Origin of the sequence: Mucilaginibacter lappiensis (genome assembly GCF_050433765.1) — a bacterium.
Lineage (GTDB): Bacteria > Bacteroidota > Bacteroidia > Sphingobacteriales > Sphingobacteriaceae > Mucilaginibacter > Mucilaginibacter lappiensis_A.
Window position 1 is genome coordinate 200,644 of sequence record NZ_JBNPWP010000002.1, and the last position, 25,263, is coordinate 225,906.

At 36.4% G+C, this 25,263-nt stretch carries 22 protein-coding genes; 18 read left to right on the top strand and 4 right to left on the bottom strand.

Going from position 1 to position 25,263, the window contains the following annotated elements; all coding sequences use genetic code 11:
• The 9 genes from M2273_RS06305 (at window position 1) to M2273_RS06345 (ending at window position 9,240) form a co-directional block, all read left to right on the top strand.
• Entirely contained in the window at window positions 1–1,218 is a 1,218-nt protein-coding gene (locus M2273_RS06305) for a cytidylyltransferase domain-containing protein (protein ID WP_429394376.1), read from the top strand.
• Window positions 1,219–1,346: 128 nt separating this feature from the next.
• Window positions 1,347–2,831, top strand: coding sequence for a hypothetical protein (locus M2273_RS06310; protein ID WP_429394378.1), 1,485 nt, complete (start codon window positions 1,347–1,349; stop codon window positions 2,829–2,831).
• A 2-nt stretch (window positions 2,832–2,833) separates the two neighbouring features.
• Window positions 2,834–3,499, top strand: a complete 666-nt coding sequence (locus tag M2273_RS06315; RefSeq protein ID WP_429394381.1) for a hypothetical protein — start codon at window positions 2,834–2,836, stop codon at window positions 3,497–3,499.
• An 18-nt stretch (window positions 3,500–3,517) separates the two neighbouring features.
• On the top strand, window positions 3,518–4,399 hold the full coding sequence (locus M2273_RS06320) for a glycosyltransferase (protein ID WP_429394383.1): 882 nt from the start codon (window positions 3,518–3,520) through the stop codon (window positions 4,397–4,399).
• 49 nt (window positions 4,400–4,448) lie between these two features.
• Complete coding sequence (locus tag M2273_RS06325) at window positions 4,449–5,348, top strand: glycosyltransferase family 2 protein (protein WP_429394385.1); 900 nt, start codon at window positions 4,449–4,451, stop codon at window positions 5,346–5,348.
• Window positions 5,349–5,839: 491 nt separating this feature from the next.
• Window positions 5,840–6,868, top strand: a complete 1,029-nt coding sequence (locus M2273_RS06330; RefSeq protein WP_429394387.1) for a hypothetical protein — start codon at window positions 5,840–5,842, stop codon at window positions 6,866–6,868.
• Window positions 6,869–6,884: 16 nt separating this feature from the next.
• On the top strand, window positions 6,885–7,415 hold the full coding sequence (locus tag M2273_RS06335; RefSeq protein ID WP_429394388.1) for a serine acetyltransferase: 531 nt from the start codon (window positions 6,885–6,887) through the stop codon (window positions 7,413–7,415).
• On the top strand, window positions 7,416–8,501 hold the full coding sequence (locus M2273_RS06340) for a glycosyltransferase family 4 protein (protein WP_429394390.1): 1,086 nt from the start codon (window positions 7,416–7,418) through the stop codon (window positions 8,499–8,501). It abuts the gene before it with no gap.
• Entirely contained in the window at window positions 8,494–9,240 is a 747-nt protein-coding gene (locus tag M2273_RS06345; protein WP_429394392.1) for a WecB/TagA/CpsF family glycosyltransferase, read from the top strand. The genes M2273_RS06340 and M2273_RS06345 overlap by 8 nt, the downstream gene beginning before the upstream one ends.
• A 70-nt stretch (window positions 9,241–9,310) precedes the next feature.
• On the opposite strand, the gene M2273_RS06350 is transcribed toward M2273_RS06345, so the two are convergent.
• Both M2273_RS06350 and M2273_RS06355 read right to left on the bottom strand, forming a co-directional pair.
• Window positions 9,311–10,327 carry a glycosyl hydrolase gene (locus M2273_RS06350; protein ID WP_429394394.1) on the bottom strand — a complete coding sequence of 339 codons (1,017 nt, stop codon included), beginning with the start codon at window positions 10,325–10,327 and terminating at the stop codon, window positions 9,311–9,313.
• A 97-nt stretch (window positions 10,328–10,424) separates the two neighbouring features.
• Window positions 10,425–11,465: an acyltransferase family protein gene (locus tag M2273_RS06355; RefSeq protein ID WP_429394397.1), complete on the bottom strand. Its 1,041-nt coding sequence runs from the start codon at window positions 11,463–11,465 to the stop codon at window positions 10,425–10,427.
• A gap of 308 nt (window positions 11,466–11,773) precedes the next feature.
• Between M2273_RS06355 and M2273_RS06360 the strand changes: the two genes are divergently transcribed.
• The gene (locus tag M2273_RS06360) at window positions 11,774–13,171 is read left to right on the top strand and encodes a UDP-glucose 6-dehydrogenase (protein ID WP_429394399.1); all 1,398 of its coding nucleotides are present in this window, start codon (window positions 11,774–11,776) and stop codon (window positions 13,169–13,171) included.
• A 98-nt stretch (window positions 13,172–13,269) separates the two neighbouring features.
• Here M2273_RS06360 and M2273_RS06365 read toward each other — a convergent pair whose 3' ends face one another.
• Window positions 13,270–13,605, bottom strand: a complete 336-nt coding sequence (locus tag M2273_RS06365; RefSeq protein WP_429394402.1) for a serine O-acetyltransferase — start codon at window positions 13,603–13,605, stop codon at window positions 13,270–13,272.
• A gap of 495 nt (window positions 13,606–14,100) precedes the next feature.
• Between M2273_RS06365 and M2273_RS06370 the strand changes: the two genes are divergently transcribed.
• The 8 genes from M2273_RS06370 (at window position 14,101) to M2273_RS06405 (ending at window position 23,827) form a co-directional block, all read left to right on the top strand.
• Window positions 14,101–14,733: an outer membrane beta-barrel protein gene (locus M2273_RS06370; protein WP_429394404.1), complete on the top strand. Its 633-nt coding sequence runs from the start codon at window positions 14,101–14,103 to the stop codon at window positions 14,731–14,733.
• A gap of 209 nt (window positions 14,734–14,942) precedes the next feature.
• The gene (locus M2273_RS06375) at window positions 14,943–16,850 is read left to right on the top strand and encodes an acyltransferase family protein (protein WP_429394406.1); all 1,908 of its coding nucleotides are present in this window, start codon (window positions 14,943–14,945) and stop codon (window positions 16,848–16,850) included.
• 538 nt (window positions 16,851–17,388) lie between these two features.
• A complete protein-coding gene (locus tag M2273_RS06380) occupies window positions 17,389–18,843 on the top strand; it encodes a capsule assembly Wzi family protein (RefSeq protein ID WP_429394409.1) in 1,455 nt (484 codons plus the stop codon).
• 343 nt (window positions 18,844–19,186) lie between these two features.
• Window positions 19,187–20,272 carry a mannose-1-phosphate guanylyltransferase gene (locus tag M2273_RS06385; RefSeq protein ID WP_429394412.1) on the top strand — a complete coding sequence of 362 codons (1,086 nt, stop codon included), beginning with the start codon at window positions 19,187–19,189 and terminating at the stop codon, window positions 20,270–20,272.
• Between the two features lie 61 nt (window positions 20,273–20,333).
• Window positions 20,334–21,278, top strand: a complete 945-nt coding sequence (gene fcl, locus M2273_RS06390) for a GDP-L-fucose synthase (RefSeq protein ID WP_429394414.1) — start codon at window positions 20,334–20,336, stop codon at window positions 21,276–21,278.
• Window positions 21,279–21,378: 100 nt separating this feature from the next.
• Window positions 21,379–21,933 carry a dTDP-4-dehydrorhamnose 3,5-epimerase gene (gene rfbC, locus M2273_RS06395; protein ID WP_429394416.1) on the top strand — a complete coding sequence of 185 codons (555 nt, stop codon included), beginning with the start codon at window positions 21,379–21,381 and terminating at the stop codon, window positions 21,931–21,933.
• A 40-nt stretch (window positions 21,934–21,973) separates the two neighbouring features.
• Window positions 21,974–22,828: a dTDP-4-dehydrorhamnose reductase gene (gene rfbD, locus M2273_RS06400; protein ID WP_429394419.1), complete on the top strand. Its 855-nt coding sequence runs from the start codon at window positions 21,974–21,976 to the stop codon at window positions 22,826–22,828.
• Between the two features lie 39 nt (window positions 22,829–22,867).
• Window positions 22,868–23,827, top strand: coding sequence for an acyltransferase family protein (locus M2273_RS06405; RefSeq protein WP_429394422.1), 960 nt, complete (start codon window positions 22,868–22,870; stop codon window positions 23,825–23,827).
• An 88-nt stretch (window positions 23,828–23,915) separates the two neighbouring features.
• On the opposite strand, the gene M2273_RS06410 is transcribed toward M2273_RS06405, so the two are convergent.
• Window positions 23,916–25,163, bottom strand: coding sequence for a sulfate adenylyltransferase subunit 1 (locus M2273_RS06410; protein ID WP_429394424.1), 1,248 nt, complete (start codon window positions 25,161–25,163; stop codon window positions 23,916–23,918).
• Window positions 25,164–25,263 lie beyond the last annotated feature (100 nt).

Here is a 25,263-nt window from a genome sequence, read left to right on the forward strand (position 1 = left end):
ATGGCGGTTGCCTTTATACCTGTAAGAGGCGGTAGTAAATCAATCCCCTCTAAAAATATAAAGTTATTTTGTGGCAAACCACTGGTTTACTGGTGCGCTAAAGCTTTGCAGGATAGCAAATCAATAGATACTATTGTTATTGCTACAGACTCTGAAGTTATAAAGCAAACCGTTTTAACTTTCGGTTTTTCAAAACTGGTAGTGTATGATAGGGATCCGGCAAATGCTGCTGATACCTCATCAACCGAGGCTGTAATGCTGGAGTATCTGGCTAAGGTAAACTTACCGGCCGAAAAATACTTTGTATTGGTACAGGCAACCAGCCCATTTGTTACCGGCACTGATTTTAATAATGCATTTGCAGTATTAAAAAGAAAAAAAGCCGATTCTTTATTAACATGCGTACCATACAAGCGTTTCTTTTGGAACGAAGATGGTACGCCTGTTAATTATGACTTTAAAAACCGCCCGCGCAGGCAGGATTTTAAAGGCGAACTAATGGAGAACGGCTCCTTTTATATATCAACTGTTGGAGCGGTAACAGAACATAAAAACAGGCTATCCGGTAAAATTGCCATTTATGAAATGCCTGAATACACTGCATTTGAAATAGATGAACCGGACGACTGGATCATCATGGAAAGGCTTTTCCAGAAACATGTTTTAAAGGATGCGTACAGCAGCCCAGTAACCAGGCATATTAAGCTTTTCATTTCTGATGTGGATGGTGTATTGACTGATGCCGGAATGTATTATTCAGAATCAGGTGATGAATTGAAAAAATTTAACACGCATGACGGAATGGCTTTTCAGCTATTGCGCCAGGCCGGGGTAAAAACAGGTATAATCACTACTGAAAATACGCAGATTGTTGCACGCAGGGCAGCTAAACTTAAACTGGATTATGTACACCAGGGAAAGGGCTTTGGATCCAAACTTGACATTGCTCTTGAAATATGTAAATTGGAAGGAATTAGCATAGATGAGGTAGCATATATTGGTGACGATATTAATTGTATCAATTTATTAAGTGCAGCGGGTGTTAAAGCCTGCCCCAATAATGCAACCCGTGGTGTAAAAGAACTGCCAGGTATTTTGCATCTTTCAAAATGTGGAGGCGATGGTGCGGTAAGGGAATTTGTAGAATGGTTATTTGATAACGGATTTTGCAAATCAACTATACCTACCGAACTGAAACAGGATAAATGGGCCTCCTGAAAGATACAGGAAATCAGATTGGACATATCAGGAATTAACCTTCATACAGAACACCAAATTTAAACGCATTATAATTATTAGTGCTATAATTTAGTGCTGTAATTAGTTCATAAATTTTTGTTGCTAAAATGGAGCATAAGCAGGTTATTGACAAGTTAAATTCATTTGAAAATGCATACCCTGTTAAGGAATGGATAATTGATGATATATCTGTTTGGCCATTGATCAGGTGCAACCTCTTTAAAGAGTGGCGTGATCTGGAGCAGGCGAAGCAGGTACAGGCAAAAAAAGCTAAACCAAAATCTTCAGGTACAAGTGGCGGCTTAATTTCAAGCGTTAAGTTAACTGCTAAATTTTTGATGTCCCTGCGTCATGTAATTAGTTTCAGGTTAAAAAAATCAACTAAAATCCCCATATTATTTACCGGGTCCATTGCGCACAGGGTTGAGCTTGATGGCGCTCACGTTAACCGGTATTTTCAACCTATTATTGATTTTTTGAAGGCTAAGTATCAGCGCGACTCTATAATAGTTGAATACTTTAAGCCAAACTACAGTAAAACATATAAGTCAAGTGATCAGGTTATTTTTCTTGCACAGTTTATTCCTTTTTTCCAGGTGATAAATGCGTTCAAGTTTACTAACATGCAGTTTAAACTTAAGGATTATGACCTCTTTTTAAACGCAGTTCAGGAACAATTGCCTTTTGTGAATATACAGTCATTCAGTGTGCCTTCGCTTCAAAATGATGTAAAAGAGATCAAGGTAATAGCATCGGCATATGACCTTTTTTTAGAAAAGTATAAACCCGATTATGCTTTTGGACTGTGTTATTATAATGTACCTGTTTTTGCATTAAACTATGCTGCATCAAAAAGGGGGATAATTAGCGCAGATATGCAGCATGGCGGGCAGGGTAAGCTACACGTAGCATACGGTAACTACGGTGCTGTACCTGATCAGGGTTATAACCTGTTGCCCAATATTTTTTGGTGCTGGGATGAAGCATCGTACAATGTTGTAAATAGCTGGGTTTCAAAACAATCATTTCATAAGGTTATTTTAGGGGGCAACCCGTGGTTAGATTATTTTTTTGAAACTAATGTAGTATCTTACAGTTTTCCCAACAAAAAAATCATTCTGTACACCATGCAACTTGATGTCCCTGAACAATATATTGTTGATGCAGTTAAGCTTACGCCTCCTGATTTTCAATGGTGGTTCCGTTTTCATCCCAGAACCACTGCCGAAAACAAGAAGGCTGTTGTTGACCTGTTTACTCATGCAGGGCTAATTGATGCAGTTGAAATGGATAAGGCAACAACATATCCTTTGCCCATTATCCTTAAAAATACCAGTGTTCATATTTCTAAATTTTCAGGCTCAATAATTGAGGCTACGCAACTTGGTGTTAAAACCATTTTGATTGGTGCTACCGGTGTTGAAACTTTTCAGGATTATATTAAAAGCAACGAAGCTGTTCCATTCCTGGAGGGTTCTGCAAGTGATTTTGCCAGGTTAATTTTAAAAATTTCATCGCTGGAAGATTTAGGAAGCAGTAACAGAGATTTGAAAAAGTACCAAAAAGTGATTCAAAACTTAATTGAAAATTAATTATGAGCGCATTTGTAGAAAGAGTCCTCAACCGGATTAAGAAAGCTTTAGCTAAAGTTAATGATATACAAAGAGGGGTAATAATTGGACCAAAAGCATTTATTCAGGGTACTAAAATAACGAAGGGCGCCGTTATTGGCGAAGGCTGCAGATTGTACCAGGCCACCATTAATGGTAACGTTAAAATTGGACGGTTTTCATCTATATGGGGGCCTAACACATACGTTTTGGCAAAGGTTAACAAAATAATAATAGGAAATTTTTGTTCGGTTGCCCGCAATGTAACCATACAGGAGTTTAACCATAATCATAATAAACTGACCTCTTATTACATAGGTGAAAACATATTTAAGGAAAAATGGGAAAATGAGGCTATATCCAAAAATGATATCATTATTGGTAATGATGTTTGGATTGGGGCTCATTGTGTTATTCTGTCAGGATCAACCATCGGAAATGGCGTAGTAGTGGCTGCTCACAGTTTAGTTAATGGCAATATCCCTGATTATGCTATTGTAGCCGGCAGCCCTGCTAAGGTTTTAAGATACAGATTTGACGAGGAAACTATTAAGTATCTGTCTGAACTAAAATGGTGGGATTGGAGTGAAGAAAAGATAAAGGAAAACAAACATCTTTTTATAGATAACTATAAAATGGACAATATATAATTTATATAAACGCAAAGTATGCTTAACCCCCAGGTTTCTATAATTATTCCTACTTATAAAGATTGGAGCAGACTACAGTTGTGTATAAATGCACTTGAAAAGCAAACCTATGATAATGCTTCTACAGAAATAATCATAGTAAACAACGACCCCTCAGATCAGCCTCCGAAAGATTATCATCTTCCTGCAAATATGCGTATCATTTCTGAGGCTAAACCAGGTTCATATGCTGCAAGGAATGCTGCCTTAAAAATTGCAAAAGGCGAAATAATAGGTTTTACAGATTCAGATTGTATTCCGGATGCTGACTGGATAAAAAATGCGGTAATACACTTTCAAAACAATGTTGAATGTAAAAGGATAGGCGGACGGGTTAAACTTTTTTATAAAGAACAAAAGCCCAATTTGGCAGAAATGTATGAAATGGTTTATGCTTTTAGACAGGAAAGTGTTGTAAAACGCGAGGGTACCAGTGTTACTGCAAATATGTTAACGTATAAGGCTTTGTTTAATGACATTGGCCTTTTTAATGACTCATTAATGTCTGGCGGTGACTATGAATGGGGGAAAAGAGCATTTAAAGCCGGTTATAATATTAATTATGCAGATAATGTAATAGTTAACCATCCGGCCCGTTCAGAGGTAAAGGAACTTACAAAAAAGGCGAAAAGAATATCAGGGATCTCAAAAATAACTGCAAATAACAGGTCAAAGGTTCAGGTATTATGGGATTTTGTAAAAATGTTGAGGCCACCGGTGAAGGATATAGGCCGGATTAACAAGGAAGATCTTAACCTTAGTGGAAAAGTTCAGGTTTTTGGATTACACTATTACCTAAGGGTGCTTACGGCTACAGAATCGTTTAGACTGCAGTTAGGGAAAACTGCAAACAGAGAATAAATTAAATTTAAAAATTAGGTAAACCCCGATAATTTTTTAATGAATAACTATGGTAAGTGTTGTAATTCCTACATATAAACGTCCAGACCAGCTTTTGAGTGCTGTAAACAGCGTACTGCAACAAACCTATAAGGACTTTGAAATAGTGGTTGTTAATGATAACAAGGATGATCACGAGACCATTAGTGCGCTCCTGGGAACGTTAAAAGATCCCCGGATAAAGTATTTAAAAAATGAGCGTAAAAAAGGGGGCAATGGTGCAAGAAATACAGGGATCCTGCACTCAAATGGAGAATTTATAGCATTTCTTGACGATGATGATACCTGGTTCCCTGAAAAACTTGCTGAGCAAGTGTCAAAGATGGATAGTCTGGACAATTCATGGGCGGGATGCTATTGCGGTTGGGAAACTGATGGTGTGTTGTACACAGCAGGGAATGATGGGGATTTAATATCGCCTTTTTTAACTAAAAAGTGCCCATTAGGAGCAAGCTCAACATTATTGATTCGTAAATCTGTAATAAAAGAGAGCGGCCTTTGGGACGAGGACCTTAACAGGTTTCAGGATTATTTATTTTTTATTGCTATAATAGTTAATTACAAATTCGGATTTGTAGAAAAACCTTTGCTTCGTATAAATGGACACAATATACCTGGTTTTGATTCATTAAAGATCAGTAATGACCAGTATTTAGAGAAGGTATCTTTGTTTAAAAAAATTGTGGACCACCCAGACTATTCCTACTTTTTAGCAAGGCAATACAGGGATATGGCCTTATATGCAGCAATAAACGGATACGTTAAAGATGTTAATTTATTTTTGCGCAAATCAGTTAAATATAAAATACTGCCGTTAAAGAACTACCTATCCGTACTTGTTTATTTTGTTAACTATTTTACCTTTAAGTTTGAATTCGGCTTATCACAAAGAAAGCCAAAAAGCCATTAAGTATGCTAATGAGAAATGTGTTGGATAGGGAAGATTCTGTGGATGTTAATTTTATTAACGGCGGCCCTGAGAGGCTCGTTATAAAAGATATTATAAAGCCATTTTTTATCCATTTATTTATTGGCACAGTAATTTTTGCAACAGGTGATTATAATAAAATTTTAATACCAATACTGTGGTTTTTCGCGGTTTTCTTTTTCAAAAGGAACAACGTATACTTTTTGTTAACTGCTGTATATTCAGTTTGCTTTCCAAGCGAAGTAGTTTATTATGCCTTCGCTGTGGTTTTGCTGATTTTATTATTCCTCAGAAAAAAGAAAGGGGAGGATACTGCCGATATTAAATGGATAAAGAAATGTGCAAAAATTTTCTTCATATCCTGTATCCTGTTGTATTTAATACAATTGGTTATTCAGCGTAGTGTACTTTCGTTTCCATTATTTTGTTTAACTTTTATTTCGCCATCCATAATAATGTTTTATGTGTGGAAAATGAATATAACTAATAAGGATCTGCGTTTATTTTTTCGTCAGTTACTTGCAATAGCAATGGCGCAGGGGTTTATAGCGGTATTTTTTGAAGCAGTGCCAAAGGGCATAGGCAGTATATTAAGCAGAGCAACACTTGGCGATACTATATTAGGAACAACCAACTCATCTACATCATTAGCTATTCTTTTGTTTTTTAGCATATTACCGTTCTTAACCAGCTATTCTTTCAAAAAGAAAAAGGGATCTTTTTGGTTGTTTTTCATTTCTTTTGGATTTTTAGGTTTGGTAATTCTAAATGACTCCAAAACAACCTTTGGTGCAATTCTTCTTTCAGTTTTAACGGTGATTTTCCAAAAGCATATCTTCTTAAATAAGAATGTATTTAAAAGTGTGTTATATAGTTTATTGATCATAACTGTAACTATGCTCTCCATCTCAATAATTGAAAAGAAGATTGAGGATAAGCAGGCAGAATATGAAGATTATATAAACGGAAGGTACAATATGAAAGTGGAGTATTACGGATCAACGTTTAGTCCTGATACCCGTTCTATTTTTGAATATTTAATAGGTACAGGCCCCGGAACAAATGGGAGCAGGGCGGCAAATTCATTGGCTTATGATATATTATACAAAAAACCGGGCTCCGCGGGCTTACCTACCTCAATTCCTCCTAAATCAAATGAGTTTACTAAAAAATATTTAAGCCATCTGTATACAGAGGATTATGCAAAATCAACAGGTTCAAGAAGCGCTGTATTAGGAAATCCATTTAATTCGGCCTGTGCGTTTTTTATTGAGTTTGGCCTGATAGGATTTTTGGTATTGGCCTGGTTCCTTTTCAAGCTTACCAAAAAGTTTATTCTGCGGGCAAACTGGATATCTATTACAGTAGCCTGTATGATTATTTCAAATGTTATTACGGCGTTTATTGATCAAACACTTGAAAGTGTTGTACCTATGTTTTTAACGTATCTGATGATTGGATTGGCATGTAAAAGCTACTATTCATTAAAGGTGAATACTTAATAATATTGTTTTACCTATGAACAAATCAAATATGTCGTTCAGGAAATTTGTTTTACAGGACTGGGCGGCTAACAAACATAACACCAAAGGGCGAATAGTAACTTTGTGTTTTAGAATTGCAAATTACGGGCGTTGTAATAAAACCGCCAGGTATCTTCTTTTACCATACAGAGTGTTTTATACCCTTTTGTTTGAATGGTTGCTGGGCATCGAAATTAAATATCAAACAGTTATTGGAGCAGGACTAAGAATTTTTCATATCCAGGCTATTGTTATTAATCAAGGTGCGGTTATTGGTGAAAACTGCACTTTACGGCAATCAATCACTATTGGAAATAAAGTTGATGGCGGCCAATGCCCTGTTATCGGTAATAATGTTAATATAGGTGCTCAGGTATGCATATTAGGTGATATTACCATTGGAGATAACGTGAATATAGGCGCCGGATCAATAGTTGTAAAAAGCGTACAACCTAATTGCACGGTAGCTGGAAATCCCTCCAGAATAATTAAGAGTGCGGACAATTTAGAAATTATAAAACAGTAAATGCGTATTGCCCTTACATCTCAAAACCTTGACCCCAAAATTGTAGTAAGTGGTATTGCTACGGTGGCGTCAACAATTATTAAATTAAGTAAACATGAAACTTTTCTCTTTGAAATGGGTTATCGGGATGATAACAATAATGGCAAAGGGCTTAAATGGTTTACTAAGCAGGTTGCATTTTTAGTAAAGTTTCCATATTTTTTAATAAAGAATAAAATACAATTGGTTCACTTAAACGTTCCGTTTGATGCTATGGGAATATTGCGTGAATATGCGGCCCTGGTTATTGCTAAACTATTGCGTAAAAAGGTTATAGTACATATTCATGGCGGTAAATACCTGATGTTGCCCACAAACAGCAAGTTTTTGGATTTTTTTATACAACGCATCTTAAATGATTGTGATAAGGTTATAGTACTCAGTGAGATTGAAAATAAAGTGGTTGAGGAAAACTTTAAATTTAAAGGTGCAATTAGCCTTGAAAATGCAGTAGATACCTCATATTTTAATTATAACCAAAAGGGTAATAGTAACAAAAAACCACAGGTGCTTTATCTGGCCCGGATTACCGAAAGTAAGGGTATTGACGATATTATAGAAGCTGTAAAATTATTATATCCCGAAGTAAGCTTTAAATTTGTGATCTGTGGGGCAGGGCCTGATCTTGATCATTTTGTTTCTTCATGTGAAAAACTTATGGGCGAAGATGCAATTTATAAGGGCGTGGTAGCCGGGGATGAAAAGTTGAAGATCATACATGAATCTGATATATTTTTATTACCATCAAGACACAGTGAGGGGCTTCCGATGTCGCTATTGGAAACAATGTCATGCGGTTTGGTTCCGGTTGTTACAGACGAGGCTTCAATGAAGTTTGTGGTGCAACCCGAAGTTAACGGATTAAGAGTATTGAAATACAACGGACAGGACATTTATCATCAAATGAAAAATTTGATGCAGGACAATGAAAAACTAAAAACGCTTTCTTTTGCTGCCAGCGAAACAATTAAGTTGAACTACGATACCCGGAATTACGTAAAAAAATTAGAAGATATTTATTCAGAATTAATTAAAGAAAATGTCTAAAAATAAGATTCTCAATATTGATATAGCATCTATCCATTTGGATGACCTGTTGGCTAAATTAAAAAAAGGGGTACTTTTTACTCCTAATGTTGATCACGTAATAAAGTTGCAAAAAGACGAAGAATTTTATAAGGCATATAACCACGCTGATTGGGTTATATGTGATAGTAAAATCTTGAATATGGCAGCTAAGTTTATAGGGACAGGTTTTAAAGAGGTTATTCCGGGATCGTCATTTTTACCGGCTTTTTATAATTATCATAAAAATAATAAAGACGTTAAGATATTTTTACTGGGTGCTGCAGAAGGCGTGGCCGAAAAGGCAATGAACAACATCAATGAAAAAGTAGGGGCAAATATGGTTGTAGGAGCATATTCGCCTACTTTTACATTTGAGCATAATGAGCAGGAATGCCAGGACATAGTTGATCGTATATATAATTCTGGCGCTAACATCCTTGTAGTTGGCTTAGGCGCTCCTAAGCAGGAAAAGTGGATAGTTAAGTATAAGGATCAATTAAAAAATATAGACTTGTTTATGGCCCTGGGTGCAACAATTGATTTTGAAGCCGGGAATATTAAAAGGGCACCCATGTTATACCAGAAATTACATATGGAATGGGCCTACAGGTTATTAAAAGAGCCTAAAAGACTATGGAAAAGGTATCTTATTGATGACGTGCCGTTTTTGTTTTATATTATTCAGCAAAAGTTTGGAGTATATAAAAATCCTTTTTAATAAAAAGCTATAATTTACATAAAGCCGCTTATTAAAAAGGATTTTACTCGTGCTTGTTTATGTTACTTTATTACTGTAAAGTAATTGAATAGGGCTGATTCATCATTTTCTTGAAATTGGGATTATCTCTTATCCCAATTTTAGCTTGATCCCACCCATTCCATTGTAAAAAGTAAGCTGCTTTTCCTCGTAAAAGATCAATTAGGTCCATCTCATCAAAAGTGCCGTATCCCGCAGCTGTGGGCCCAACCTCACCTACTACAATGGGCTTATTAAATGCTTTAAGGTCTTCATAATCAGGAAACACTGGCCTTGGGGTATACATATCTATACCAACCACATCTACATATTGTGCACCCGGATATGTTGCCTGAAGTGTTGATGTGTACTTGTTTTGTTTGTTAGGTGTATATACCCATATCAGGTTCTTTAAACCATACTCGTTTACAAAAGTATTGTACATATCCTTCCAAAGGTTTTTATAAGCTTCGGTATTTGTTGCTCTTCTGCCACCATCTGTGCCCCACCAAAACCAATTACCATTCATTTCATGAAACGGGCGCCATAAAACTACCACGCCGTTATCCTGTAGTTGTTTCAGGGCTAAAGCCACCTTGGTCAGTTCTTGCCTGTAGCTTATTTTGGCAGCTGAGTTTGGCGCGTTGCTTAACAGTGCGTTCAGATCGATTATGTTTTTGTACTTTATGCTGTTCATCCGGCAATTGTATTTACCATCGTCAAAGGGGTTATCCGCATGCCAGCTAATTGCAACCAGTCCACCTCTTTTCCATTGGCCAATAGCAAAAGTATTAATGGCATTCAAATCATTTCCAACCGTGTATCCATATTCTAACCCTATTAGTGCAGGGTATTTGCCAGTTGAATCTTTTAAAGCCTGTACAAATCTGTTAAAACCGTATGATGTTAATTTCCCATTTTCACAATGCTGGCCTACAATTACCTTTCTGTTTTTTATGGCATCATTTAAATAATTAATAACATCACTCTTGCTGCGATTTGTTTGAGCAAAAGTTGAAATGCAGAAAACGCTGAAGGTGAAAAGGAGAACGCTTTTTTTTGTGATCATTTTTCTTAATGTATTTATCCGTGTGTATAACGCTTTTTTATTCAAATTGTTACCTCATTCCTTATTATGAGCATAAACTGTGTACTTAAATGTGCACTTAAGAAGGAACGTTATTTTTTAGTAGCTTATGTTTCTTAGGATATGAAAACAGCATTGATAAATAGCGCCTTTTCATTACAAATGAATATAAAATTAAAGGAACGATAATACCGGCTATTGTACCTAATAAAACGTGTATAATAGGATTGTGAATTTTCAGGATCTTGAACAAAACAATTCTAATCCCGCTGGCAACCAAAACATGTGCAAGATATATTGGTAAGGACTCTTTTCCTAAATAAACAAAAAAGTTAAGAATGTTTTTCCTTACAGCCATTGCTGCAACCTGCATAACTGCCAGCGAACCTAAAAATGGCAGCATAACAGCCCGATAAAGCGAGATGGGCTTTGTATTACTAAAAAGGAAAATATATTCAACAACACAAAACGCGATAATGGTTAGCGCGGAAAAAATGTAGTTCTTTAAAAATGATAAAAAGGATTTGTCAAGTTGTGAAAATACTATACCAATATTAAAGAACAACAGATAGTTGAAGGTAGTGTTAAATGGTCCTAATTGAGGTTGAAAAATAAAGCAAGCCAACCAAACTATGGTAGATATATACAGACCATATTTAATGCTTATTTTGTAAAATATAAAACTTAAAACATTGATAAAAAACAAGGTGTATAAGAACCAAAACTGCGCCCTCGGAATTATAATGCACTCAAGTATTTGAATGGGCGCAACCTTACCATTTGTATATTTGGATAGCAATACTTCAACTATAGTTTGCAACACTGACCAAATTACAAATGGGTATATTAATGTTTGTACTTTTTTTAAAATGAAATCAGACGGCTCCTTTTTAAAAGATCTTAAAAAAAAGTATCCTGATAAAACAAAGAATAATCGCATATGGAAGCTGTAAACAAAAGTATCTGAATACCCCCAAAATGTATGGTCAAGACTAAGTATTCCCGGGTCTTTCAAACCTCTTACCACGTGCCCATATACAACCAGGATAATTCCTATCCCTCTTGAATAGTCAATCCACGATAATCTTTTGTCAGAATTAAATGTATTAGATTCAGCCATTAGTAGTTATGTTATTTATGAGCGTAAATGGTACTGTAATTAAAAATGATTTGTGATTGCAGGATATCACATAGCTTAGTATCACAAACTTAAAACGATTTTCACATTTAACAACACAAAATCGCTTAAAAATAGTTGTTTTATATAAAAAAGCTTTTTTTGTTATATATTTGATAATAAAGTGCATATTTTTTTATATTTGTTTCAGTTGAATGGTTGTCTAAATGCGCCTTATCAGGGCATCAAAAGATAAGTTTATAATGCAGGTAAGTTTGTTTTAAATCATTAAAAAAATAATAAAATATCCTATGTCCATAACACGTATTTGTTGTATCGGAGCTGGTTATGTTGGTGGCCCAACTATGGCGGTAATTGCAAAAAAATGTCCCCACATTAAAGTTACAGTTGTTGATTTGAATGAGCAGCGTATTGCTGCATGGAATGATCCGGATGTTAATAACATCCCGGTATATGAACCAGGTTTAAGCGAAGTTGTTGCCGAAGCCAGGGGCCGCAATTTGTTTTTTTCAACAGATGTTGAAGCGGCTATCGACGAAGCACAGATGATCTTTATATCTGTTAATACGCCAACTAAAACTTATGGTGCCGGCAAAGGTCAGGCTGCAGATTTAAAATGGATTGAACTTTGTGCAAGACAAATTGCCCGTGTTGCAAAAGATGATAAAATTATTGTTGAAAAATCTACTCTACCCGTAAGAACAGCAAGTGCAATAAGGGATATCATTACACATACAGGTAGTGGTGTACATTTTCAAATCTTATCTAATCCTGAGTTTCTTGCCGAAGGAACTGCCATGGAAGATCTGGATGCCCCGGATCGCGTATTGATAGGTGGCGATAGTACACCGGAGGGCCAGGTGGCAGTTAAGGCACTGGTTGAGGTATATGCTAACTGGATTCCGCAAGAACGTATTTTAACTACTAATGTTTGGTCGTCTGAATTATCAAAATTAACCGCAAACGCGTTTTTAGCGCAAAGGGTTTCTTCTATTAACTCACTAACTGAACTTTGTGAAAAAACAGAAGCCGACATCAGTGAAGTTGCCCGGGCAATAGGTACCGATAGCCGAATTGGACCTAAATTTCTGAAAGCATCAGTTGGTTTTGGTGGTTCATGTTTTCAAAAAGATATTTTAAACCTTGTTTACATTGCCAGGAGCTATGGTTTGCAGGAAACAGCTGATTACTGGGAACAGGTAATTATTATGAATGATCATCAAAAGAAGCGTTTTGCCAATCAGATGATCAAAAATCTATATAATACTGTTAATGGCAAAAAAATAGCATTTTTAGGCTGGGCATTTAAAAAAGATACAAATGATACCAGGGAATCAGCAGCTATTTATGTAGCCGATCATTTATTATATGAGCAGGCCGATATTTCGGTTTATGATCCTAAAGTTCCCGAACGTCAGGTATATGCTGATCTTGACTATTTGGTTTCCCGCAGCCCTGAGGAAAACAAAAAAGGGGTGAAAGTAGTTGAAGATCCTTATGAAGCATGTAAAGATGCTCATGCTATTGCCGTTTTAACCGAGTGGGAAGAATTTAAGAATTACGACTGGCAACGCATATATGATAGCATGTTAAAACCTGCTAAGATTTTTGACGGCCGTAATTTGCTTGATGCCGAAAAATTGAGAGCTATAGGATTTCAGGTTAGATCAATTGGATCAACCCTTTAATAGATAATTCAATAACTCTATAAAATATAAAGAGCGAATTGAAATAATTTCAATTCGCTCTTTTTTGCAATAAAGTTATAAGGTCGCTGCGTTATTTATTATAAAGATTCTTTAACCTTTATCCCATCTCTTTTAATGATATAAGCCGGAACGCCAACTACGGTACTATTGCCGGGTACATTTTTTACCACTACCGCATTTGCACCTACAATTGAATTTCCTCCTACAGTTACATTGCCTATTACTTTTGCGCCGGCTCTTATAGTAACATTATCTTTAATCACAGGCGAATCGGCACCATTAAACCCAATGGTTACCTGTTGATTTATCCAGCAATCCTTACCAATTGATTTTGCAGTTATAATGGTAGCAAAACCATGCTGAATATAAAGGCCTGGTCCAATGTCTTGAGTGTGTATAAATAATGTGTTCATCTTTGGGCAAAGAAAATTTATCAGCACAGAAACACTTCCCACCCTATTATAAAAGAGATTTCTAAATTCAGGATAATAGGTCATTAATTTAATGAAACCAGCCTGTGTACCTCCTGCCGCTTTCTTATTTATTTTCATCCATCTTAAAATGTCATAAATAATAATAGTTTTTTTACCGTGTATGTTAAAAATAATCACATGAGGAATAAGCCTTATTAGGCTAATAAGGAGAATTGTGGTTTTAAGGATTTCTTTCACTTTTTTAAGGATTAGGTTTCTTTACTAAGATATACCTTAGTTAACACATTGTAGTTATGATTGTCACTTTAATTAGCAAAATGCAAAGAAACAGGCTATCCAAAAAAAAGTATATCATGAAGTTTTAATGAAAATGACTTACCTTGAGTAGGGTATTTGCACCTACTAATAAAATAAACTTGTATTTTTATCGCCTTAAGAAACTTCATCTTAGTCATACCCCTGTATAGTTAAAATATGAAAAAACTTGTCTTCCTGTTATTTTTTGCACTTATTTCCAGTCACTGTTTTTCTCAACAAATCGATACGTATATCAAAGCAGGTGCTAATATTTCATCTCTTGATGTTAACCCTGGCAGCTCGGCATTAGTAAGTAAAAATGCCCAGATACTATTTAATCTTGCTTTTTATTCTGATATCAATTATGGTAAATTCTCTTTGCAGCCGGGGATACAATTTTCTGGTAAAGGAGGAGAGTATTATGATAATAGCGCAAGTACGTTAAAGAAATTAAGATTGTATTACATTGAAGTTCCCCTTAATATTGTTTTAAATGTAAAGGCCGGAAAAAATAATATGTTTTTTGGTGGCGGACCCTATCTGTCTGGTGGTATGGGCGGAACGTTAACAACTGTAGAGCCAACTAAAAGTTCAAAAAGTAACTTAAAGTTATTTAAAAAAACGGCAAATTTTAGGCTTGGCGATGCTGGGGCGGGGGTTATAGCCGGTATCAGATTTGAATCTGGTTGGATGGTTAGCGCCAACTATGAACTCGGTTTTGCAAATATCCTTACCGACAGGGCAAATACAACCGGCGATATATCAATGAAGAACCGGACATTAGGGCTTTCTTTTGGCCATGTATTTTAGCTAATGCGGACAGCATTTCTTGCCTTTAGTTTCTTCCTGAAATTTTGTAAGTATTGCTAATCATAATAATTTAAAAAGCTTATATAATATTGATATTTCAACAATAGCTTGTTAAATAATTGAATATAAAATTAACTATTCGTAACTAAATAAGCATTTGTTTGATAAATATTTATTAAATGATATCTTTACTGTGAAAAATTAAAATAATGTCTCAGCCAAGCAGTAGTATTAAAGTTTTTAGATATGATATTAATGCCCTAAGAGCACTTGCTATATTAGGCGTATTACTTTTTCATTATAAAGTGCCACATTTTACTGGCGGATTTGCGGGAGTTGATGTTTTTTTTGTGATTTCGGGTTATCTGATGAGCAAAATAATTATTACCGGCATAAATAAAAACACTTTTTCTGTTCTGGATTTTTATGGCAAACGGGTTAAAAGGATAGTGCCTGCTTTATTGTTCCTGATTATTGCTATTACGATTGCCGGTTTCTTTTTTTACTTTCCGGAGGATTATAAACTTAATGAACGTAACGCTGCCGCCAGTCTGGTCTTTTTATCAAATGTATTATATTGGAAAACCACAAATTATTTTGCTACCGCTTCTGACGAAAATATTCTGTTGCATACATGGTCATTATCGGTTGAATGGCAGTTTTATTTGATCTATCCATTTTTATTAATTGCCTTAAATAAAGTATTAAAAAATAAGGTTACATACTTTGTTTTATTTTTAGCCGGAACCTTTTTAATTTTTATTGCAGCGATTTTTTTCACCAAAATAGATGGAACAGCCTCCTTTTATCTACTTCCAAGCAGGTCATGGGAAATGTTTTTTGGAGGCATTGCTTTTTTAGGGGAAGATTTTGTTAAGGGATTTAAATATAAAAAGCTTTTTGCTATATTAGGGTATGGTGTGATTATATTTTGTTTGCTGTTCTTTAACAGCCATATGGAATGGCCTGGTAAATACACTATTATACCTGTGTTTGCAACTGCGATTGTGATTCTTAGTAATTTTAATGACTTTAAACTATTAAAGCATGAAAGCGTACAATTTATAGGGCGGGTATCCTATTCATTATACCTGTGGCACTGGCCTATTTATGTAGGAGCTCAGTATTTAGGGGTGCAAATGAACGCATTGACTATCTCATTATTAATTCTGCTATCATTGGGCATGAGTTATATCTCCTATAGATTTATCGAGTCTATTGAGTTTAAGAGCAATAAATTAATTATAAGTGGAGTGCTCACTTGTATGATCGCTACGTTTTGCTTAAGCTATTATAATGCGAATAATATCGTATTTAAAGCAAAAACAATTGAGCTGTCAAGCTATAAAGCCACACACGTGGAAGAAGCGCAAAAACAGTATAGTAGCGACTGTTGTTTTGTAGGGAGCTCATCAGACGGTAAGCTTGACAAAAAGCGTTGTTTAAGTTTAGACGGGCAAAAAAAGAATGTTCTGTTAATTGGCGATAGCCATGCAGCTCAATTTTCTGAATCATTAAAAGAAAGCCTTTTAAAGAAAAATATCCACGTGATCCAGGCAACTGCCAGTGGATGTATGCCTTTTATCAGGCCCAATGGCCTTACAAGGTGCAAAGAAGTAATGGATTATATTTATCACGATTTCATTATAAGTAACGACCATAAGATAGATGGGGTTATTATGTGTGCTAACTGGGTTACCTCTGTACAAAGTAAAGATTCGTTAGCATTAATAAAAGATTTGAAAAATACAATTGCCTATTTTGAAAAATATCACTTAAAAGTCATCATCATAGGTCAAAATGAAATATATACAATGACCTATCCCTTAATTGCTGCAAGGGAAAATGAATACAATATTCAGATAAGCCATAAATATCTTAATAATAATGCAGATAAGATCAACACTTTCTTAAGCAAGAATTTAAAACCTTATTATGTCGATATTTATAACCATGGGGCTATTCCGGGGATATCAATTACAAATTGCCCTTATATGTCTGACAGGAACCACTTTAGTAAATATGGAGCAGATCTAACCGTAAATAAACTTTTATTTAACCCAACGGCTTCAGAATTTATTAGTTCAGTGAATAGAAATGTACCCAAAGTGGAGTAAGTGGATCGGTTATTTGTTTTACCCAATACTCAGAACTTTATTTGTACTTCAGCTGGATAAGGCACAGCCTTAATGAATAAGCATACTTCACTTTAAAGTATTTGTCAAAGCGCCTTCTTACAAGGAAATAACAGATCTCCTTTTAATCCGTCTTTGACTCCAAGCAAACTAATCAAATCCATAAATTTTAAAGACTCATTAATACTATCTTATAAGTAGGGAAATCTATTCTGTACATAAAACCGGCTTTAAAAATCGCCTTTTTCTGAATTCATTTATTTCAAATACAGAAAGCATTATTGCGGTGTCGTTGCAGTTAATTTTTATTACAAGGCAATAATTTTGGTTTTTTAATGTTTAGCATAATGGAGTATTTATTGCAATTATTCTCAATAAAAATATATTTTGTTATCGTTAAAACAATTATAAATCGATAACTGTTATCATTTTGTTAATATTTAACATATTAACTTATATGAAATTTTTTGTGATATTAAAGTATTTATTAAACATTTTATTAGCCCCTAAATAAAATTACATGAAGAAACTTGCCGTTTTAGTAATAGTATTGTTTAATTATTCAATTGTAAAAGCCCAGGAAAAAGATGTACATATCAGTTTAGAAGCGCAGGGGATAGCAACAACATCCGGCGTTGTTCCGTTTTGGTTACGTTCAAATCAGTTTGGTAGTATTCCACTGTCGGGTGGTTCGGGCAGCTTTATTGGCAGGCTCCGTAAAGACTATGATACAACAAAAACATTCGGCTGGGCCGCGTCATTTGAAGGCCGTGCAAATCTTGGTAATAAGGCACAGTTTGATTTAATAGAAGGCTTTGTAAAAGCTCATGCCGGTATTTTTGAATTAAAGGTTGGGCGCTCTAAAGATATTGTTGGCCTGGTTGACACAGCCTTGTCTTCTGGCTCATTCTCCGTCTCGGGTAATGCCTTAGGAATACCAAAAGCAAGCATAGGTATCCCCAATTATTACAGTATACCAATATTTGGGAAGCTATTTGCAGTGAAAGGCTCTTTTGCAAACGGATACGTAGGCAATGTGTCCATACAGTATGGCAAGGAACCTAATCACTTTAAAAGCTATTATCTTGAAAACCAGCTTTACGTAAAAGTAGGTAAACCTTCATGGAGATTTAACTTTCAGGCCGGGTATAATCACCAGGCTCTATGGGGAGATGAAAGGCGGGTTTTTGGTAGTAGTTATACCTTATCAGGAGCCCAAACCTATTGGTATGTGCTTACCGGTAAAGTATTTAATGAATCAAAGGTTGGTAATCATTTAGGTTCATTGGATCTTGGTGCTGAGTATAAATTTGATGCATTTACTTTAATGGTATATCGTCAAAACTTTTATGATAAGGGAGCTTTAGGTTCGCTTGCAAATCTTAAAGATGGCTTAAATGGTATTAGTTTAGTTAATAACAGCCCAAACTCCGGTAATTTTCACTGGAAAAAATTCTTATTTGAGTTTTTATATACTGCCAACCAGGCGGGTAAACCGGATTCAAAAAAAACCAGATCAGGTGCAGAAGATTATTACAATAATTATGAATATGTTGAGGGGTGGTCATATAACCAACTTGGGCTGGGTACTCCATTCATAACAACACTGTATGATGCAAGGAGTAATTTAGGTTCATCAGATTATCAGTTCTTTATAAATAACCGGGTACTTGCTTTACATGCAGCAGCACAATTTTATGCTTTTAACTGGCTTTATACGGGTAAATTATCCTACTCCCAAAACCAGGGTACGTATGAAACCGGTACTGAAGTGTTTCGGACTGTGGGCGGAGGCTTAAAAAATCCAGGCAGATATGGCACATTTAAAAAAGTAAATGAACTATCGGCTTATATTGAGGGTATTAGGCCTTTAAAAAATAATTACACCATCGGATACGATATAGGCTATGACCGGGGTGGGTTGTTAAATAACTCGTTTGGCGTTATACTAAAAGTTTCCAAATCATTTTTATAAACCTCAGACTGCATGAAATTAAAGTGATCTTAACCTGGTTAGGGTCACTTATTTGTTTGTAATACAAACTTTATGGCACTCTCTGAGCATTGACTTTTTGATGAAGCGTTTGAGTGAGCATCTTTGATCATGGTTAATCTCAGGATATATCTGTCTTTCTACCTGTTTTTATTTTTATAGGTAAAATTGAATCATTCATGGATATAATTACAGTAAAATTGAGATGTATAATGTATTTTAGCCGTGGTTTTTTAGTCAGCGTATTCTACGATGTGGAAAGTAACCATGTTCTTTAATCATCAATATAAAAGCATTTACCTTGTATTAGCCCCCTTTGAAACACATGAACAAAAATAACTATGCGATCATCATGGCAGGTGGTATTGGCAGCCGATTCTGGCCTATAAGCCGCTCATCGCATCCCAAACAGTTTATAGATATACTTGGAACCGGCAAAACCCTGATTCAAAACACCTATGAACGCTTCCTGAAGGTTTGCCCAAAAGAAAATATTTACGTAGTAACCAATGATAATTATACCAAACTGGTAAAAAATCAACTGCCCGACATGGCCGAAGGTCAGATATTAACCGAGCCGGTGATGCGTAATACCGCACCCTGTGTGGCTTATGGCTGTTTTAAAATAGAAAGCCTGAACCCTGATGCTGTCATCGTGGTGGCTCCCTCAGACCAGCAGATCCTGGATGAGGATGCCTTTGTAAGCGCAATTGAAAAATCCCTGCAAACCGCTGCAGCCAGTAATTGCCTGATCACCCTGGGTATTAAACCCTCCAGGCCCGATACCGGTTATGGTTATATTCAATATGCTGATCATGTGATCAATCATGATTTTCATAAGGTTAAAACCTTTACCGAGAAACCCACGCTGGAGATCGCCAAAACCTTTATCCAGAGTGGCGACTTTTTATGGAACGCGGGGATCTTTGTATGGTCGGCCGGGGCCATAGTGAAGGCATTTAGCCAGCATTTACCCGAGATGCATGAGATTTTTGCTGATGCCCGCCCGGTTTACAATACGGGTGATGAGAAAACCTATATCCATAAAGCCTACCAGCAATGTACCAATATCTCGATAGATTACGGGATCATGGAAAAGGCGGATAATGTGTATGTGCTGCCCTCGGAGTTTGGCTGGAGCGACCTGGGCACCTGGGCCTCTATTTATGAACTGGCCGACAAGGATTATGTGGGCAACGCGGTGATCCCGTCAGAAAAAGTGATCATGTATGATTCCTCAAACTGTATGGTTAATGTGCCGGGCGAAAAACTGGTGATATTACAGGGCCTGCATGATTTTATCGTGGTGGAATCAAACAATACCCTGCTTATTTGCCCGCGCGATCAGGAACAGAATGTAAAACAAGTAGTGGCCGACGTAAAGAGCAAGTTTGGACCTAAGTATATTTAGCCCCCGGCTTTTTGATTAACTTTGCCTGCTCATTTACAGAAACTTGCTTCTGCTAATAACTATGAATAAAAACAGTAAAATATATATAGCCGGACATAACGGTATGGTTGGCTCGGCAATTACACGCAAGCTTCGTGAAAATGGTTTTGAAAATCTGTTACTCAAAAGTTCAAATGAGCTTGATTTGCGTAACCAGCAAGCGGTATCAGAATTTTTTGAAAAAGAAAAACCTGATTATGTTTTTTTGGCCGCTGCAAAGGTAGGGGGGATAGTAGCCAACAACACTTACCGGGCCGATTTTTTGTATGAAAACCTGATTATGGAATGTAATATTATACATTCGGCATATGTTTCAGGTGTAAAAAAGTTAATGTTCCTGGGCAGTTCCTGCATCTACCCTAAACTGGCTCCTCAGCCTTTAAAAGAAGAGTATCTGCTTACAGGGCCTTTAGAGTATACCAACGAACCTTATGCCATAGCCAAAATTGCAGGGATAAAACTTTGCGAAACTTACCGTGACCAGTATGGCTGTAACTTTATCAGCGTAATGCCAACCAATTTATATGGTACAGGCGATAATTATCATCCCACAAATTCACATGTTTTGCCGGCAATGATCCGTAGGTTTCATGAGGCAAAACTTAAGGGCGAAAAAACAGTTACTATTTGGGGCACCGGAAATCCGAAAAGAGAATTTCTTTATGCTGATGACCTGGCCGAAGCCTGCCTGTTTTTAATGGAAAGCTATAATGAAAAAGAGCTGATCAATGTAGGGACAGGTGAAGACTTAAGCATTGCCGAATTGGCAAACCTGGTTAAAAGTGTTGTTGGTTTTGAGGGAACATTGGTTTTTGATACATCAAAACCTGACGGTACTCCCCGTAAACTAATGGATGTAAGTAAATTACATAACCTGGGGTGGCGGCATCACACCACATTAACAAACGGTATTTTATCGGCCTATCGCGATTTTACTGATAAACATACAGCAAATCACGAACGATAATAGTTTATTCATTTTAAATAATACTTACTGGCTTTAATAATATCTGATAGCTTTGTACAAAATAGCTGTTGCCGAGCTGGTATAAAATATTAATAAATATATGACGATTACTCCAACCCCGATTGAAGGGCTTATTATTTTAACACCACGCATTTTTAATGATGATAGAGGCTATTTTTTCGAATCATTTAATGAAGTGTCATTTAATGATGCGGCCGGTTACCAGGTTCAGTTTGTGCAGGATAATCAATCCTTTTCAACAAAAGGAGTATTGCGTGGGCTTCATCTGCAAAAAGGCGAATATGCCCAGGCTAAACTTGTTAGGGTAACACAGGGCGAGGTGTTAGACGTTGCTGTTGATCTGCGTAAAGCATCGGCTACTTATGGTCAATATCAAAGTGTATTGTTGTCAGCCGATAATAATAAGCAGCTTTTTATTCCCCGTGGGTTTGCGCACGGATTTATTGTATTAAGTGATACGGCTATTTTTCAGTATAAGTGTGATAATTACTACAATAAACAAGCCGAAGGCGGCTTGCATTATGCCGATCCTGCTTTAAATATCGACTGGCAATTAAGTGCCGATGAACTAAATGTATCAGATAAAGACAAAGAGTTACCTTTCCTGAAAGATGTAACCGATCTTGGATTTTAAAAACGGAACATCTATAAATTCTAAACATACACCTATCAATATGCAAAACATTGTAGTTTTTGGAGCTTCTGGTCAACTGGGGCAATGCCTTAAAAAAGTTGCGGAGATAAAAGATATTAACTTCATTGTTTTCCCTCCCGAAACAGAAGCAAATATTTTAGATATGGATGCTATATCAAAAGTATTTGAACAATACAAACCAGCTTATGTAATTAACTGCGCTGCCTACACCGCGGTTGATAAAGCCGAGGATGATATTGATATGGCCCGCAAAATAAACAGGACAGGTGCTGCTAATCTGGCTACACAATGTAAAGATCATGGTGCTGTGCTTGTTCATTTATCAACAGATTTTATTTTTAAAGGAGATAAACCTTACCCGCTTATTGAAAGTGATGTTACTGAGCCAATAAGTGTTTACGGTCTTACTAAACTGGAGGGCGAACAGGATGTTATTAGCATATTGCCCCGGCACTACATTTTACGCACAAGTTGGTTATACTCTGAATACGGCAACAATTTTGTAAAAACAATGCTCAAATTAGGTGCCGAACGTGACGAGCTGAAAATTATTGCCGATCAGATTGGCTCGCCAACATATGCTATTGACCTGGCTGCCGCCATACTTGATATTATAACAGCCGGCGGAGAAAACTTTGGCATCTATCATTATAGTAATGAAGGCGTAACTTCGTGGTATGATTTTGCCAAAGGTATATTTGATCTGGCAGGCAGTAAAGTAAAGGCTTACCCTATACGTACCAGTGAGTACCCTACCAGGGCAACACGCCCGGCTTTTTCTGTAATGGATAAAGCAAAAATTAAAAAGACATTTAATATAGAAATACCTTACTGGAGAGATAGCCTTGCCGTTTGTTTGCAAAAACTGAAATAATAAACTTATTAGCCACAGCCATTTGTATACCAGCATACTATGAGATTTGAAAACATCGACTTATTAAAAGGGTTACTGATAATCTTGGTCATATCCGGACATGTTTTACAGGGCTCGCTCTCTGAAAACTTTGCCAGATACATTATTTATAGCTTCCATATGCCTGTTTTTATTGGGATAAGTGGTTTTTTGTTTAATAGTGCAAAAATTGGTTCAGTTTCGTTTAAGGAGTTAATATCAAAATACCTATTCAGGGTTATAATTCCCTGGGCAATTGCAATTATTGCTTATATGGTTATTGTTAACTCGGAACAGCTTAAACATGGCCATAAACTGGGTATGTTTGTCATGTCATTTGTATCTCCGTATTATCATTTATGGTTTATACCGGCATTCCTGAGCTGGGTTTTTATAACCTGGTTATCAGAAAAATTGAAAATAGGTATTAAAGGTTTGTTGGTTTTTAGTGGTGTAGTTTCTTTGGGCTTTTTGATATTGTCATACTACCCGGCTTTTTATAAAAGTCCACCGGCTTTAAACAAGGCTTTAGATTTATTACTGGGCACATTTAAGCCGCAGTTTTATGTATTTTTTGTTTTTGGAATTTATTTAAGAAATCACCCTGTTAAAAATAAGTTAATGCATTTTGTAGTCTTGGCAAGTTTTATAGGTGTTGTGATATTGTTTTTCTACCCGAATAAAATTTTTGGTATTATCCTTTTCTTTCTTTTTAACCTGTCGTTCCTAAACCTCCTCACGGCAAAAGCAAGGGAGAACTTTTTTCCACATGTAAAAAGTATACAATGGTTAGGCGTAAATTCATTAGCTATTTATTTATGGCATGTGGTTCCAATTATACTGGTAACAAAATTGGTTGGTACAAATAACCTGTTGTTGTTTTATGGGGTAACCGTTACGGCAGAGGTTATATTCATTTTAATAATTGCTCAGATAAGCAAAATAAAATCCATCAATAAGTACGTTTTTGGGATGGGGTAGTGGTACTGCATATACTATAGAGTCAATAAAAAAAGCGCTGTGCAATTTGCACAGCGCTTTTTTTATTGACTTATTATACCTGTATATATTAATATGAAAGTATGGTTCCGGCAGCTACCGTTTCGTTAGTAGCTTCATCAACTAGTATCAACGAACCTGTAATGCGGTTTTTTCTGTACTCATCAAAAACAAGGGGTTGGGTGGTACGCAGGCGTACACGTGCCATCTCGTTCATTTTAATATCACCACCATTCTCCAGCTTTTCCATGGTATTTATATCCAATTTATAGATCACCTCTTTAATGATGGCCATCACTTCGCGGGTAGTATTTTTCAGGTGATATTTAGCACCCGGGCGCGGGCCTCTGGTACCCATCCAGCAAAGCATCACATCAAGATCCTGACTTACCTGCGGTTCACTGTCATCTTTAATGATCATATCGCCACGGCTCACATCAATATCATCCTCTAAGGTGATAGAAACAGACATCGGTGCAAAGGCTTCTTCAACCGGGCCCGAAAAGGTATCTATTGATTTAATAGCTGATGTTAAGCCCGAAGGCAAAACGGTTATTTTATCGCCGGGTTTAAATATGCCACCTGCTATACGGCCGGCATATCCCCTGTAGTCGTGGTATTCGGCCGCGTGAGGGCGTATTACAGTTTGTACAGGGAAACGTGCATCAACATGGTTTTCATCGCTGCCTATGTGTATGGTTTCCAGCGTATGTAATAAGCTGGTGCCTTTGTACCAGGGCATATTTACAGAATCATTTACCACGTTATCACCTTCAAGCGCGCTAATGGGAATATAGCGAATATCGGTCACATCAATTTTGCCTGCAAAATCATTATATTGTTCCACTACCTTGTTAAAAGCCTCTTCAGAGTAATCAACCAGGTCCATTTTATTGATACAAACAATAATGTGAGGTATCTTTAAAAGGGAGGCTATATAGGAGTGCCTACAGGTTTGCTCAACCACGCCTTTACGGGCATCAACAAGTACAAGGGCCAGGTTGGCAGTTGAGGCGCCGGTAACCATATTACGGGTATATTGGATATGGCCGGGGGTATCGGCAATAATAAATTTACGTTTTGGCGTAGCAAAGTAACGGTAAGCAACATCAATAGTTATACCCTGTTCCCGTTCTGAGCGTAAACCATCGGTAAGCAAAGAAAGATCAATATGTTGCAACCCTTTTCTTTCGCTTGATTGTTTTACAGCTGCCATCTGATCCTCAAAGATCGATTTAGAGTCGTATAATAATCTTCCGATAAGTGTACTTTTGCCGTCATCTACACTACCGGCTGTTGTAAAACGTAATAGTTCCATAATTTATGTGGTGGTTAGTAGCAAGTATTTAGTATCAAGTATCAAGACAGCTTCACAAAGTGAAATTAATTCCAAAATCTTGATACCTGATACTAACTAC